We start from the raw sequence: 12,966 nt of genomic DNA on the forward strand, positions 1-12,966 counted from the left end.
CTCAACTGCCGCCGATCGATAGAGAGCATACAAGCGTGTTGAACAACTTTTGGGCCAAAACCAACGAAAATGATGCGCGGTGGCACCCGCTGATCCTGCATCTGCTCGACGTCGCCGCCTGCGCCGACGCGATCCTGGCGCGCGAGCCGCAAAGCACCCGCGACCGGCTTGCAGCAGTACTAGGGTTGGACTGGATGCAAGCGCGGCCTTGGCTCTTGCTGCTGATCGCCTGTCACGATCTGGGTAAGGGCTGCCCTGGCTTCCAGTGCAAATGGAAAAATCTTTCCGGTCTGGATGCGGGCGCGAGCCCAGATACGACGGTCAACCATGCTTTCGTCAGTCAAGTCGCGCTATCCGAACTGCTGCTCGAACTCGATTGGCCAGAAGATCTGGCGGCACTCGTCGCCGACGCAGTGGGCTGCCATCACGGCGAACGCGCCAAGCCGAAAACTTTGGATGCTCTGTCCGGCAATCGCCGCGCACTTGGCAAGTCTGAATGGCATGAAGCTCGCCGCGCTCTATTCGAAGCGCTGCGGGGAGTATTCGCGCCAGAAGTTACCCCGACCAAAACAAGCCTCAATGGCCCCGATTTCATGCTGCTCGCGGGCTTGACCAGTTTCGCCGACTGGATCGGCTCGAATGAAGGTGAATTCGACTTCGGCACACCCGAGGATTGCGAAGACCTGCAAAAGTGGTTCGACAGACGCCGTGCTGAAAAAGCTGGTAAGGCGCTCAATTTGATCGGATGGGCGACGCGCACACCGCTCGCTACCTCACCGAGAACCTTCCACGAGGTTTTTGGATTCCCGCCCCGCCCTTTGCAACAAGCTATGGCGAACACGCTTGTCACCTTGAGCCAGCCCGCCATCCTGCTCGTCGAAGCGCCAATGGGTGAGGGGAAAACCGAGGCTGCGTACTACGCCCATCTGGAACTGCAACGCCGCTTCGGGCATCGTGGCCTGTATATCGCGCTGCCGACCAAGGCTACCGGTAACGCCATGTTCCGGCGCACGCTGCGCTTCCTGAAAAGCCAGGGTTTCGAACGGTCACTCGACTTGCAACTGCTGCACGGCGGGGCGCTGCTGAATGATGACTTTCAACGCTTGAACCCCAGCGGCATCCACGATCCGCAATCGCTGGGCGACGTGCGCGCGGGCGAGTGGTTCACCCACAAGAAGCGTGCGCTGCTCTCAGAATACGGCGTCGGCACCATCGATCAGGTGCTGCTCACCATCCTGCCGGTGCGCCACCAGTTCGTGCGGCTCTGGGGGCTGGCCAATCGTGTCGTGGTGTTCGACGAAGTCCATGCCTACGATGCCTACACCAGCACGTTGCTCTTGCACTTGCTGCGTTGGCTATTGACGCTGGGCTCGTCGGTCGTCCTGCTGTCGGCGACGCTGCCGCCCGATTTCCGACGCAAGCTGGCGAACCTGACACGCGCTCAGATGCCAGAAACGGACACCGGCTACCCTCGCCTCTCCGTCTACGCGCAGGACCGGAACGTCGGCCAGATTCCCTTCGCCGCCGACCCCAGCCGACGCCGGCAGATCACGATCCAGCCCATCACGGCCGAACTCCCCGCTCTGCGCGATACGCTCGACAGCCGGCTTGCAGAAGGCGGTTACGCCCTGGCGCTGGTCAACACCGTACAGCGCGCGCAGGCGCTCTATGGCCTTTATCCCGAGGGCGAGCCCGTCCTCACCGACGGCCAGCCCATCGGCAAACGGCTTGCCGACGACACCGAGATTTTCTTATTCCACGCACGTTTTCCTGCCAACTGCCGCCAGCAACGCGAAGACGCGGTGCTGGCGATGTTCGGCCCGCCGGATGAACACACAGCCTCCGGGCGCATAGGGCGCAAGATTCTGATCGCCACCCAGGTGGCCGAGCAAAGCCTCGATCTGGATTTCGACCTCATCGCCAGCGACCTCGCCCCCATCGACCTGCTGCTACAACGCGCAGGCCGATTGTGGCGGCACCAGCGCGGTGCACGTCCGCTGGCAAAGCCGACACTCATCGTCGCCGGGCTTGTCGAGGACACGCCGCCCAGTTTCGGCAAACCGTTGTGGTGGGGCGCGGTGTACCGCGAAGATGTCTTGCTGCGCACCTGGTGTTTGCTGCGGAGCCAGCCCGAAATCACGCTGCCCGATGCCATCGACCCCTATGTTCAGGCGGTGTACGAAGAAACAGTTGAAGTCCCGGATGTTCTGCAGGATCGCCACGACCGTGCGCTCACCGAAAACGAAGGCAAGCGGCAAGCGCATATCCTTGAAGCCGACCGAGCCATCATTGGCTTCCCCGACGATGCATCGTGGAATGACCCCGCGCGCTTCAATCTTTATGATGAAGACGAACCCGGTGTTCACCGCACGCTCATGGCACACACTCGCCTTGGCGACGATTCCGTCGTCGTCATCCCGCTGTGGGAGGCAGATGCGTTCAACGCCGACGCAACGCCCGATTTCCAGCAAGCCAAAGCCTGGTTCCTGCGCGCCATGAGCATCTCGCACAAGAGCATCGTCAAGCCCCTGCAACACGCCGGCATTCCGGAAGGCTGGGGAAAAAGTACACTGCTGCGCAACGCCTACCCGCTGTGTCTGGACGCAGCATCACGCTGGATAGACGACGTGAGCGTACGGCTGGACGATGAGTTAGGGCTGATTTACGAATCAAAGGAGGCCGAATGAGCCGCTTCAATCTGATCGATGAACCCTGGATTCCCGTGCGTTTCCCGGACGGAAGCCGGGCGGAGCTTGGCATCCGCGACACCTTGCTACGCGCGAAAGACATCGCCGTCATCGAAGACCCCTCGCCGCTGGTTGTGGCGAGCCTGCACCGTTTTCTGCTCGCCGTGCTCTATCGCGCACTGGAAGGGCCGACCGACATCAATCAAGCCAAAGGCTGGTTCAAAGCAGGACTGCCAGCAAACGAGATCGACGCCTATCTGGGGCAATGGCGGGAGCGATTCTGGCTATTTGACGAGAAAAAGCCATTTTTCCAAGTTGCCGATTTCAAACCAAAAAAGTGGAACGCATGGACCGTGCTTGCAGCCGAGCACAATGCGAACAACGCAAAGATTCTGTTCGATCACATTAACGTTACTCGTCCAGGTGACATTCCGGAAAATAAGGCTGTGCGATGGGTACTTGCGATCCAGACCTTTGCTTTGGGCGGCGGTAACAGCGAATTCCAGTACACGAAGGGAGCCCCTTCAACAAAAGCTGCGATGTTCTTGCCTCTCGGGCGCACTCTCGAAGACACCTTGCTTTTATGCCTTGTTCCGCAGAACCGCGCTGTCATCGCACAGGATCTTCCCATATGGGAGCGTGACCCCGACACCGCCGACAAGTTGAAGTCCGGCGCCAAACGCAGCATCGCCGGATTTGCAGATCGTTACACATGGCGCACCCGTTCAATTCATCTGCGCGGCGACGAGGTGGGCAACGTGAGCACACTCGCTTTCGCTTCCGGCGTCGAAAGCTCATCAAAAGACAGCCTCGACCCCATGCTCGCTTATCGAATAGACAAGGACAAAGGTCGCTTACCGATCCAGTTCAAGGACCGGGGCCTGTGGCGAGATTTTGACACATTAATGCCAGACGACACACATCTAGCTCCTGCCGTAATTGAGCACGCGGCTGCGTTGACACGCTTTGCTCGCGACCGCTTTCCACAATCGGTATTGGCATTAGGATTGGCGAACAACCCACGGATTGAAGCCAAGATCGAATACTGGCGCATGGAGCGCTTTGCTCTACCGCAAGCTCTGCTCGGCGACCGCGCCATCCGCACCGAAATCTACCAGCTGCTCACTGACGCCGAACAAACCCAGAAAGCGCTGTGGCAAGCCTGCCGTCGCTTTGCACGCGACCTCCTGAGTCGTGGCGAGCGTGAGCCGGACGCCAAGGATATCGGCAAGTTCGTCGAGCAAATGACCGCAAGCACCAGCTATTGGTCGCGCCTCGAAGCCGCGTTCCACGACACCTTGCGTCACTACACATTGGAACGTGACGCCGATGACATCCGTCTCGACTGGCTGAAAGCCGTGCGTGCGGCGTTGCACGATACCTGGGCGCAACACGCCGCCAGCGTCTCGACCGGTGACGCCTGGGCTATCCGGGCCCTGGTTCGCGCCGAAGGAACCATCGGCAAGCAGATCAAAGCACTGATCGAAGAGATCAAAAAATACGAAACGCGTCGTAACCCACAGGAGGAAACAGCATGAGCGGATTCATCGCCTGGCTGGAAAAGCTGAATGAGTCGGACGGCAAGGTGCGCGCGGTCCTGCGCCGCAGCCTGGCCTTCAACCCCGGTCAGCACATTCCCGCCTTTCCCTACATCGAGCCTTTTCTGAAACGCGAGGAAACCGGCTGGCGCCGTGACATGCATTACCTCGTCGCCGCGCTGTGGGCTGCGCATTGGCGTGAAGGCCGTATAGACGCAGCACTAACGCTGGCTCACGCTTGCGCAGCACACCAGCTCAAAAGCGGATCGGCCAGCACCGAGCGACGCTTCATCAGTCTGCTGGATGCAGATCGAGAACAACTCCCACACCGCCTGCGCCAGATGATCGCGCTGCTGGGCGAACAGTCCATCGATTTTGAAGCCCTGCTGGACGACCTGCTGCGTTGGAACAGCGAATCTAAACCCACCCAGAACGCTTGGGCACGCGACTTCTACCGCACTCTCAATCCTTCCAAACAAACCGAACCTGAAACTGAAACTGAAATGGAGACCGCCGAATGAAAACCCTGATCGAAGTTCACGTCCTGCAAAACTTTGCGCCATCCAACCTCAACCGCGACGACACCGGCGCGCCCAAGGACGCTTTCTTTGGCGGCACGCGTCGGGCGCGAGTGTCGAGCCAATGCGATAAGCGTGCTGTGCGGCAGTTTTTCGACGAGAAAGTCCGCGAAGGCGTGTTCAGCGAAGATGAATTGGCGGTGCGTACCAAGCGCGTCTATCAAGCCATCGTCGATGCACTAGCGGGTAAACGCGACCCGGCGGAAACGCTGGCGAAAGCTAAAATCGCGCTCTCCTACGTCAAACTCAAGGCAGCGGACGACGGCAAGACGCAATATTTGTTGTTTCTTGGTCGACGCGAAATTGTCGCGCTCACCACGACAATCGACGAATGCTGGGATCAGATCATCGCGGCGGAAGAGAGTGACGAAGAGAAGCTCAAGGGCAAGGCCAAGGGCAAGGCCAAAAAAGCCGCCGCAAAAAGCGCGCCGAAGGAAGTCCAGGCGCGAATCGAATCCGCTTTCGACGGCGGCAAGGCTGTCGATGTGGCCTTGTTCGGCCGCATGTTGGCCGACATGCCTGATAAAAACCAGCACGCCGCCTGCCAGGTCGCGCATGCGATTTCGACACATGCGGTCGAGCGTGAATTCGATTTCTACACTGCGGTGGATGACTTGAAACCGGAGGACACCGCCGGGGCCGACATGATGGGCACGGTGGAATTTAACTCCGCCTGCTACTACCGCTACGCCGTCGTTGACTGGGCGAAGCTGGTCGAAAACCTACAAGACGACATGGAACTCGCTGCCAAGGGGTTGCACACCTTCCTGCAAGGGTTCGTCATAGCCGAGCCCACTGGCAAACAGAACAGTTTCGCGGCACACAACCCTCCGGAATTCGTTGCCGTGACGGTGTGCCATGACGCCGCGCCGCACAACCTCGCCAATGCGTTCGAGACAGCGGTTCGTGCCAAAACCGGCGAGTCGCTGACACGCAAATCAGTCGAGGCGCTGGTCGAGAAGGGTAATGCGCTGAAAAAGGCTTACCCGAGGAACTGCCAGACCTTCGCCCTCAACCTCACCAGTGCCGAGCTGAACGGGTTTGGCATGGTCAGGGACTCGCTGGACGCTGTGCTGGAAGCAGCCCTCCAAGCCGCGCAGGATTAATGCCATGCCGACTCTGCTTTTACGACTGGCGGGGCCGATGCAGTCCTGGGGCACGACCAGCCGCTTCGACCAACGCGATACCAGCAAAGAACCGAGCAAGTCCGGCGTGATCGGCCTGCTCGCCGCAGCACTGGGGATAGACCGAGAAGTGTGGAATGACGAGCTGAAATCACTGGCTGCGCTGACGATGGCCGTGCGCCACGACCGGCCAGGAGTATTGAAGCGCGACTATCAAACTGCAGGCTGTGCCGCGGCTGACAAGATGCGGCGCGCGAATGGTTCGTTATCCGATGATGGCGTGACCTCACAGCGCCATTACTTGGCCGACGCTGTGTTCTTGGTCGGTTTGGAAGGCGCGGATCGCAACCTCCTCGAACGCGCACACGCCGCGCTGCAAAACCCGGTATGGCTACTGGCGCTGGGGCGCAAGTCCTATGTGCCTTCCGAGCCCGTCTGGCTGGATAACAGCGTCGTCGATGCGCCTTTGCTGGAAGCGCTGGCCGCAAAGCCGTGGATCGCGACACCGCGACGTTGGGAAAGCGCACCCGAGCGCTTGTTGGTATCGATAGAATCGCAGGATGGCAGTGGGGCGTTGCGCATGGATCAGCCTTTGTCCTCGTTTGCCGAGCGGCGTTTCGGCGCGCGCTATGTGCGTTCCAAGTGGATGGCGTTGCCACAGGAGGATATCAATGCGCCTGTATAGGATTCATCTAAACCCGCGCTGCAAGGAGGCCCGCCGCGATCTGGCCGACCCGTACCAGATGCACGCCACGCTTTGCCGCGCATTCTTTCCAGAAGAAACCCGATGTCCGCCAGGATCACTGTTATGGCGGCTGGAACCGGAAACCGATCGGGAGGGCCGACCACGCGTACTGATTCAATCCAGTGAAATGCCCGACTGGTCACGGATACCTGTACCGGAATGGCTGGCCCAGGACGAACCCGGCAAGACGCTCGCGTTCGATACGTTCGAAGCAGGGCAAACGTTCCGATTCCGTTTGCGTGCTAACCCGTGCAGGACTGTACACGGCAGGCGGCAGGGATTGATTAATCGTGACGCACAAATGGAATGGCTGCAACGTAAGGGCGAGCGGCACGGCTATGTACTGGCCGAGCCAAAGTCGGCAGACTACTTCGATTTCCTGTCACAGCCGCCTGGTTATGCCTACTCCGATTGCCGTGTCGCTTATGAGCAGATGCTGAGAGGGCACCAGCACGGTGGCAACACAATCCAGATTTTTTCGGTGTTGTTCGAAGGACACTTGACCGCAACCGACTCCACACGTTTCCGGAGTACATTGGAAAACGGGATCGGTCACGGTAAGGTGATGGGATTGGGGTTACTGTCAGTTGTGCCGATTGCGAAGTGAGCCCCAACCAAAGTCTTTGGCTGTGAGCTCTTGCTCGTCCGGCGCACTTAAATTCCTTCCTGTAGAAGCCGACGATGGGCCACAGCATGGGAACCACTGAGGGTCCTCAGATGGACTGGCGAGACCGCATAACCAGCGATCCTGACATTCCGCTCGGGAAACCCGTCATCAAGGGCACGCGTATTTCTGTCGAGCTCATTGTGGGTTGGCTGGCCAACGACTGGACTTTCGATATGATCATCGAAGCTTACCCGTACATCACCCGCGAAGATATCTTGGCGGCCTTGGCCTTCGTGGCCGAGATGCCGCATGACGAACAATACATCGCGAATCACAAAGCCTCCGCGTGAAACAAACCTTGGTCGTCAATGAAAACTCCCCCCATCCGGCCTTGTGCAGGCTGCGTGGCGCAGGCGTCGATGTAATAGTCGCACGGGAACTCATGCCGGGCGCGTCCGCCGAGGCCATTCTCAGGAAAATCCGTGAAACCAACCGCTGGCTCGTGACATTCGATCGCGATTACGGTGAACTGGTGTATTCCAAACACTGCCCTGCCCCGCCGGCAATCCTCTACCCGCGGCAGGAACCCTGCCCCGCGGATAAGCCCACCAGCTGGATGATTTCTCTGTTGGGAGACCCAATGCAGGCAAATAGCCAATTCATCGTGATCGATAAACACACCATCAGATACCGTCCGCTTCCCGCCAAAGTGCCATGACCACTCCTCTGCTCCCGCCGCTCAAGCCCATTCCCATCAAAGAACGCCTCTCCGTTCTGTTTATCGAGAAAGGCCATCTGGATGTCCTCGATGGTGCGTTCGTGGTGGTGGACAAAACCGGCGTTCGCACCCATGTCCCCATTGGTGGCGTGGCGTGCCTTATGCTGGAGCCCGGCACACGGGTTTCCCATGCCGCCGCGTCGCTTGCCGCCCGTGTTGGAACCTTACTCGTCTGGGTCGGAGAAGCTGGGGTCCGGCTCTACTCCTCAGGGCAGCCCGGCGGCGCGCGTGCCGATCGTCTGCTGTATCAGGCACAACTGGCGCTCGATCCCGGCTTGCGATTGAAAGTCGTGCGCAAGATGTACGCCGTCCGTTTCGGTGAAGAACCGCCAGCGCGCAGAAGTGTCGAGCAGTTGCGTGGGATCGAGGGGGCGCGCGTTCGCGAGATGTACAAGCGTCTGGCCGCGAAATACAACGTGAATTGGAAAGCGCGTAACTACGACACGTCCGATTGGAACAAAGGCGATCTCCCCAACCGCTGCCTGTCGGCGGCGACCGCCTGTCTCTATGGCGTAACTGAAGCGGCTGTCCTTGCGGCGGGTTATGCACCTGCCGTGGGTTTCATCCACACCGGAAAGCCGCTGTCATTCGTCTACGACATCGCTGACATCTACAAATTCGAGACCGTGGTATCCGTCGCCTTCGGTATTGCCGCCAAGAAACCCTATAATCCTGAACAAGCCGTACGACTGGGTTGCCGAGATATCTTCCGTAAATCCCGACTGCTGGAACGGATTATCCCGGATATCGAGGTCATCCTCGCCGCAGGCGAAGTCACGCCACCGGAACCACCCGAGGACGCTCAACCACCTGCCATTCCCAACCCCGAGAGCCTCGGTGATGCTGGTCATCGTACTTGAAAATGCACCACCACGCCTACGTGGCCGCCTGGCTATCTGGCTGCTGGAAATTCGCGCAGGCGTTTATGTCGGTAACTACTCAGCGAAGGTGCGAGATCACATTTGGTGCCAGGTTGAGAAGGGGATCGAAAACGGTAATGCGGTGATGGCTTGGAAAACGAACAACGAAGCCGGCTTCGATTTTGTAACGCTAGGCACTAACCGGCGCATCCCACTAGAACTCGATGGAACCAAGCTCGTTTCTTTCCTCCCGGTTGCAGACAACGGGGAAGTTCTTTAACAATTCGGAACCACAAGGTGTCCTCTCCGGCGGGCCGATTTGATCGGTAGAAAAGAGGATGCCGTTTTTTCGCTGCAATTTCAGCGAGATGGAAGAAGTGTGTTCCCCGCATGCGCGGGGATGAACCGCCGAACGCAGATGCACCCCGCACTATGAATCTGTGTTCCCCGCATGCGCGGGGATGAACCGTTCCGATTTGCCATGCCGGGGAGGCATGAAGAGTGTTCCCCGCATGCGCGGGGATGAACCGCGTTGAGCCTAAATTATTTTCGGCTTGCCTAGGTGTTCCCCGCATGCGCGGGGATGAACCGACGTTTCTGGACGCCATCCGCTTGTGTGTCCAGTGTTCCCCGCATGCGCGGGGATGAACCGCGGCACATGGCTGGTGGCTGGATGCGATAGATGTGTTCCCCGCATGCGCGGGGATGAACCGCAAATCTCTTGGTTGAACGTCTTCTCGTGGGCGGTGTTCCCCGCATGCGCGGGGATGAACCGGCATTTAAAACCCGCAAGCAAACCGCCTACATGTGTTCCCCGCATGCGCGGGGATGAACCGCTCACGGGGTCGGCGGCGGGGCAGCCAGCGTAGTGTTCCCCGCATGCGCGGGGATGAACCGACACGTGGGCTGACTTGCCCGCTACTTGGGCAGTGTTCCCCGCATGCGCGGGGATGAACCGCCTATCAGTCCATTCTGGCGCAGATTCAGCGGGTGTTCCCCGCATGCGCGGGGATGAACCGACGAAAGGGACCACATTGCTACGCCCGCTCTCGTGTTCCCCGCATGCGCGGGGATGAACCGCTGGTGGCCCCACAAATACCCGGTCCCGGCGAAGTGTTCCCCGCATGCGCGGGGATGAACCGGTCTTGGGGCAGCCCGGCGTGTAGGTCTGCCCGTGTTCCCCGCATGCGCGGGGATGAACCGACCAATTCGCCGCAGAGGTTGCAGGCGTGGTCGTGTTCCCCGCATGCGCGGGGATGAACCGCGTGTGCGCTTGGTCTGCTACTCCAAGGCACCGTGTTCCCCGCATGCGCGGGGATGAACCGTCCATCGCCATCGCGGATTCGACATTATTTTGGTGTTCCCCGCATGCGCGGGGATGAACCGGCGCATCGATCCACTCAGTACCATCCGACAACGTGTTCCCCGCATGCGCGGGGATGAACCGTCGAAAACAGAGTCAGACCCTGAGGTCCAGGCGTGTTCCCCGCATGCGCGGGGATGAACCGCTCGATAGCGTTGAGTTCAACCGGAAGCGCTAGTGTTCCCCGCATGCGCGGGGATGAACCAGCTGGCGTGTATGTCGGTACGGTTCAGATCGGTGTGTTCCCCGCATGCGCGGGGATGAACCGCTTCTCATGCGCGATTCGGAGCGCCTCCGAGGGTGTTCCCCGCATGCGCGGGGATGAACCGCCCTGGTACACCCTGCAGGCCGCCGGCAATCAGTGTTCCCCGCATGCGCGGGGATGAACCGTCAGCGGCACCGACCCCTTCGCCGCTCCAGAAGTGTTCCCCGCATGCGCGGGGATGAACCGCTTTCCGGGTAACTCGCCGCAAACCACTTTACGTGTTCCCCGCATGCGCGGGGATGAACCGCCGTAGTTCCAGCCTCAATATAGGCGGCAATTCGTGTTCCCCGCATGCGCGGGGATGAACCGATCCCGCAGCCGTGATCGCAGACAGAACGCCGTGTTCCCCGCATGCGCGGGGATGAACCGAATACACCGTCCCCACCTCAGCACCCGACAGGGTGTTCCCCGCATGCGCGGGGATGAACCGTTTTCCGGGCCGCAGTTCTCCGGCGTGTGGTCGTGTTCCCCGCATGCGCGGGGATGAACCGGCATGACCACCGAATAGGTAATGTCAAGGCGGGTGTTCCCCGCATGCGCGGGGATGAACCGGTCACAACGTGTGGGGCATCGATTCATGGCGGGTGTTCCCCGCATGCGCGGGGATGAACCAACATTTCGGCCATTACAAGTCCGCCACGGTGCGTGTTCCCCGCATGCGCGGGGATGAACCGAGGCCGACGATACGCAAGCCAAGCTCGGAGCTGTGTTCCCCGCATGCGCGGGGATGAACCGAGGTCCGCCGCATCGAGAACTTTTCCGTCGCCGTGTTCCCCGCATGCGCGGGGATGAACCGTCAATGTGGAGATTTTGGGCGGTCGGTTGTATGTGTTCCCCGCATGCGCGGGGATGAACCGTGCCCGCAGCCGTGATCTCAGACAGAACGCCGGTGTTCCCCGCATGCGCGGGGATGAACCGCGTTCTGGTTGCCTTTGGGTGCGCCTCTTGTAGTGTTCCCCGCATGCGCGGGGATGAACCGCAGGCGGAGAGGATTGCGGAGAGCGCGGCGAAGTGTTCCCCGCATGCGCGGGGATGAACCGCTTGCAAAGTTTCTCTGCTTGCTCGGCGAACTGTGTTCCCCGCATGCGCGGGGATGAACCGGCGTAGATTTCCTTTGTCCACGGATTCAGGCCGTGTTCCCCGCATGCGCGGGGATGAACCGATAGCGGTCAAGCTGGGCCTGTCTGTTCGGGAGTGTTCCCCGCATGCGCGGGGATGAACCGCCGGATCTTGCCGGGTTGAAGTTGAACAAAGAGTGTTCCCCGCATGCGCGGGGATGAACCGCCAAACGGTGAGCGGGTTCCTAACCCGCTTGAGTGTTCCCCGCATGCGCGGGGATGAACCGTTGTGGCCTGCTACGGGCCGTCCTGGCGCTGCGTGTTCCCCGCATGCGCGGGGATGAACCGAGGTACTGAGCGATCCGCCGAGGATTCCAACTGTGTTCCCCGCATGCGCGGGGATGAACCGCGTTTGTATGCGCAGTATGCGAGTGCGTCGCTGTGTTCCCCGCATGCGCGGGGATGAACCGGGAGCAGAAGGAGCGCCAGGAGGCGAAGGAAAGTGTTCCCCGCATGCGCGGGGATGAACCGATCACCAAAGAGTACGCAAACCCCAACAACGGCGTGTTCCCCGCATGCGCGGGGATGAACCGCATGTGCATCGGCAGAGACGCTTGATCCGTCAGTGTTCCCCGCATGCGCGGGGATGAACCGCTGTGAGACTTTGCCGAGCCTCGCCCACCGTAGTGTTCCCCGCATGCGCGGGGATGAACCGGTTTGTCTGAATCTGCGGCGCTATAAGAGCATGTGTTCCCCGCATGCGCGGGGATGAACCGATGCCGCACAAGCTCCAGCTTGTTCTGTGGGCGTGTTCCCCGCATGCGCGGGGATGAACCGGCTTTGCGCCTCTTCCACCCAGGCGATGTCATGTGTTCCCCGCATGCGCGGGGATGAACCGCCCCTTTGTAGCGGGCACGACCCAGCAGAGGAGTGTTCCCCGCATGCGCGGGGATGAACCGAAATACTCAAACTGGAAATGTTCCCGAATTGGGTGTTCCCCGCATGCGCGGGGATGAACCGCTCGCATCAAAGTTGATGCTGTGGAATAAGTCGTGTTCCCCGCATGCGCGGGGATGAACCGCTTGTCGATCTGAGCTGTGCCGTCGTCCGTAAGTGTTCCCCGCATGCGCGGGGATGAACCGACCAGTGCGTTTACGGCGCATGGCGATGGATGGTGTTCCCCGCATGCGCGGGGATGAACCGCAGCATTACGCCCAATCCTCGATCTCGACCGGGTGTTCCCCGCATGCGCGGGGATGAACCGCCCTGGGGCGTGTTCTCAGCTGGCACGGTGTTGTGTTCCCCGCATGCGCGGGGATGAACCGGCCAAAAGACCGCCGATACCAGTGGCGATGGAGTGTTC

The 12,966-nt window shown here is 60.3% G+C and carries 10 protein-coding genes and 1 CRISPR repeat array; all 10 genes read left to right on the top strand.

All coding sequences use genetic code 11. From position 1 onward, the window contains the following. The first annotated feature begins 14 nt into the window (after positions 1-14). The 10 genes from cas3 (at position 15) to cas2 (ending at position 9,197) form a co-directional block, all read left to right on the top strand. Positions 15-2,687 (top strand): CRISPR-associated helicase Cas3', encoded by a 2,673-nt coding sequence (cas3, locus tag K8I04_01750; GenBank protein ID MBZ0070441.1) that lies wholly within the window; start codon positions 15-17, stop codon positions 2,685-2,687. Then, positions 2,684-4,225: a type I-E CRISPR-associated protein Cse1/CasA gene (gene casA / locus K8I04_01755; GenBank protein MBZ0070442.1), complete on the top strand. Its 1,542-nt coding sequence runs from the start codon at positions 2,684-2,686 to the stop codon at positions 4,223-4,225. The genes cas3 and casA overlap by 4 nt, the downstream gene beginning before the upstream one ends. Next, positions 4,222-4,746, top strand: a complete 525-nt coding sequence (gene casB, locus K8I04_01760; GenBank protein ID MBZ0070443.1) for a type I-E CRISPR-associated protein Cse2/CasB — start codon at positions 4,222-4,224, stop codon at positions 4,744-4,746. Before casA ends, casB begins: the two co-directional genes overlap by 4 nt. Continuing rightward, complete coding sequence (gene cas7e, locus K8I04_01765; protein ID MBZ0070444.1) at positions 4,743-5,909, top strand: type I-E CRISPR-associated protein Cas7/Cse4/CasC; 1,167 nt, start codon at positions 4,743-4,745, stop codon at positions 5,907-5,909. Before casB ends, cas7e begins: the two co-directional genes overlap by 4 nt. Before the next feature lie 4 nt (positions 5,910-5,913). After that, a complete protein-coding gene (gene cas5e, locus K8I04_01770; GenBank protein ID MBZ0070445.1) occupies positions 5,914-6,612 on the top strand; it encodes a type I-E CRISPR-associated protein Cas5/CasD in 699 nt (232 codons plus the stop codon). Next, the gene (gene cas6e / locus K8I04_01775; GenBank protein MBZ0070446.1) at positions 6,599-7,279 is read left to right on the top strand and encodes a type I-E CRISPR-associated protein Cas6/Cse3/CasE; all 681 of its coding nucleotides are present in this window, start codon (positions 6,599-6,601) and stop codon (positions 7,277-7,279) included. Before cas5e ends, cas6e begins: the two co-directional genes overlap by 14 nt. 110 nt (positions 7,280-7,389) lie before the next feature. Next, positions 7,390-7,629, top strand: a complete 240-nt coding sequence (locus K8I04_01780; GenBank protein MBZ0070447.1) for a DUF433 domain-containing protein — start codon at positions 7,390-7,392, stop codon at positions 7,627-7,629. After that, positions 7,626-7,997 (top strand): DUF5615 family PIN-like protein, encoded by a 372-nt coding sequence (locus K8I04_01785; protein MBZ0070448.1) that lies wholly within the window; start codon positions 7,626-7,628, stop codon positions 7,995-7,997. Before K8I04_01780 ends, K8I04_01785 begins: the two co-directional genes overlap by 4 nt. After that, complete coding sequence (gene cas1e, locus K8I04_01790) at positions 7,994-8,917, top strand: type I-E CRISPR-associated endonuclease Cas1e (protein ID MBZ0070449.1); 924 nt, start codon at positions 7,994-7,996, stop codon at positions 8,915-8,917. Before K8I04_01785 ends, cas1e begins: the two co-directional genes overlap by 4 nt. Continuing rightward, on the top strand, positions 8,898-9,197 hold the full coding sequence (gene cas2 / locus K8I04_01795) for a type I-E CRISPR-associated endoribonuclease Cas2 (GenBank protein ID MBZ0070450.1): 300 nt from the start codon (positions 8,898-8,900) through the stop codon (positions 9,195-9,197). Before cas1e ends, cas2 begins: the two co-directional genes overlap by 20 nt. A 99-nt stretch (positions 9,198-9,296) precedes the next feature. Further along, a CRISPR array of direct repeats spans positions 9,297-12,928; the repeat unit is 29 nt; unit sequence GTGTTCCCCGCATGCGCGGGGATGAACCG. Positions 12,929-12,966 lie beyond the last annotated feature (38 nt).

This window comes from Gammaproteobacteria bacterium (genome assembly GCA_019911805.1).
Classification (GTDB): Bacteria; Pseudomonadota; Gammaproteobacteria; order Thiohalobacterales; family Thiohalobacteraceae; genus JAHJQQ01.

Coding starts and splice junctions, on each gene's coding strand:
- cas7e (MBZ0070444.1), top strand. CDS start 4,743: ATGAAAACCCTGATCGAAGTTCACGTCCTGCAAAACTTTGCGCCATCC.
- cas1e (MBZ0070449.1), top strand. CDS start 7,994: ATGACCACTCCTCTGCTCCCGCCGCTCAAGCCCATTCCCATCAAAGAA.
- casA (MBZ0070442.1), top strand. CDS start 2,684: ATGAGCCGCTTCAATCTGATCGATGAACCCTGGATTCCCGTGCGTTTC.
- cas5e (MBZ0070445.1), top strand. CDS start 5,914: ATGCCGACTCTGCTTTTACGACTGGCGGGGCCGATGCAGTCCTGGGGC.
- K8I04_01780 (MBZ0070447.1), top strand. CDS start 7,390: ATGGACTGGCGAGACCGCATAACCAGCGATCCTGACATTCCGCTCGGG.
- casB (MBZ0070443.1), top strand. CDS start 4,222: ATGAGCGGATTCATCGCCTGGCTGGAAAAGCTGAATGAGTCGGACGGC.
- cas2 (MBZ0070450.1), top strand. CDS start 8,898: ATGCTGGTCATCGTACTTGAAAATGCACCACCACGCCTACGTGGCCGC.
- cas6e (MBZ0070446.1), top strand. CDS start 6,599: ATGCGCCTGTATAGGATTCATCTAAACCCGCGCTGCAAGGAGGCCCGC.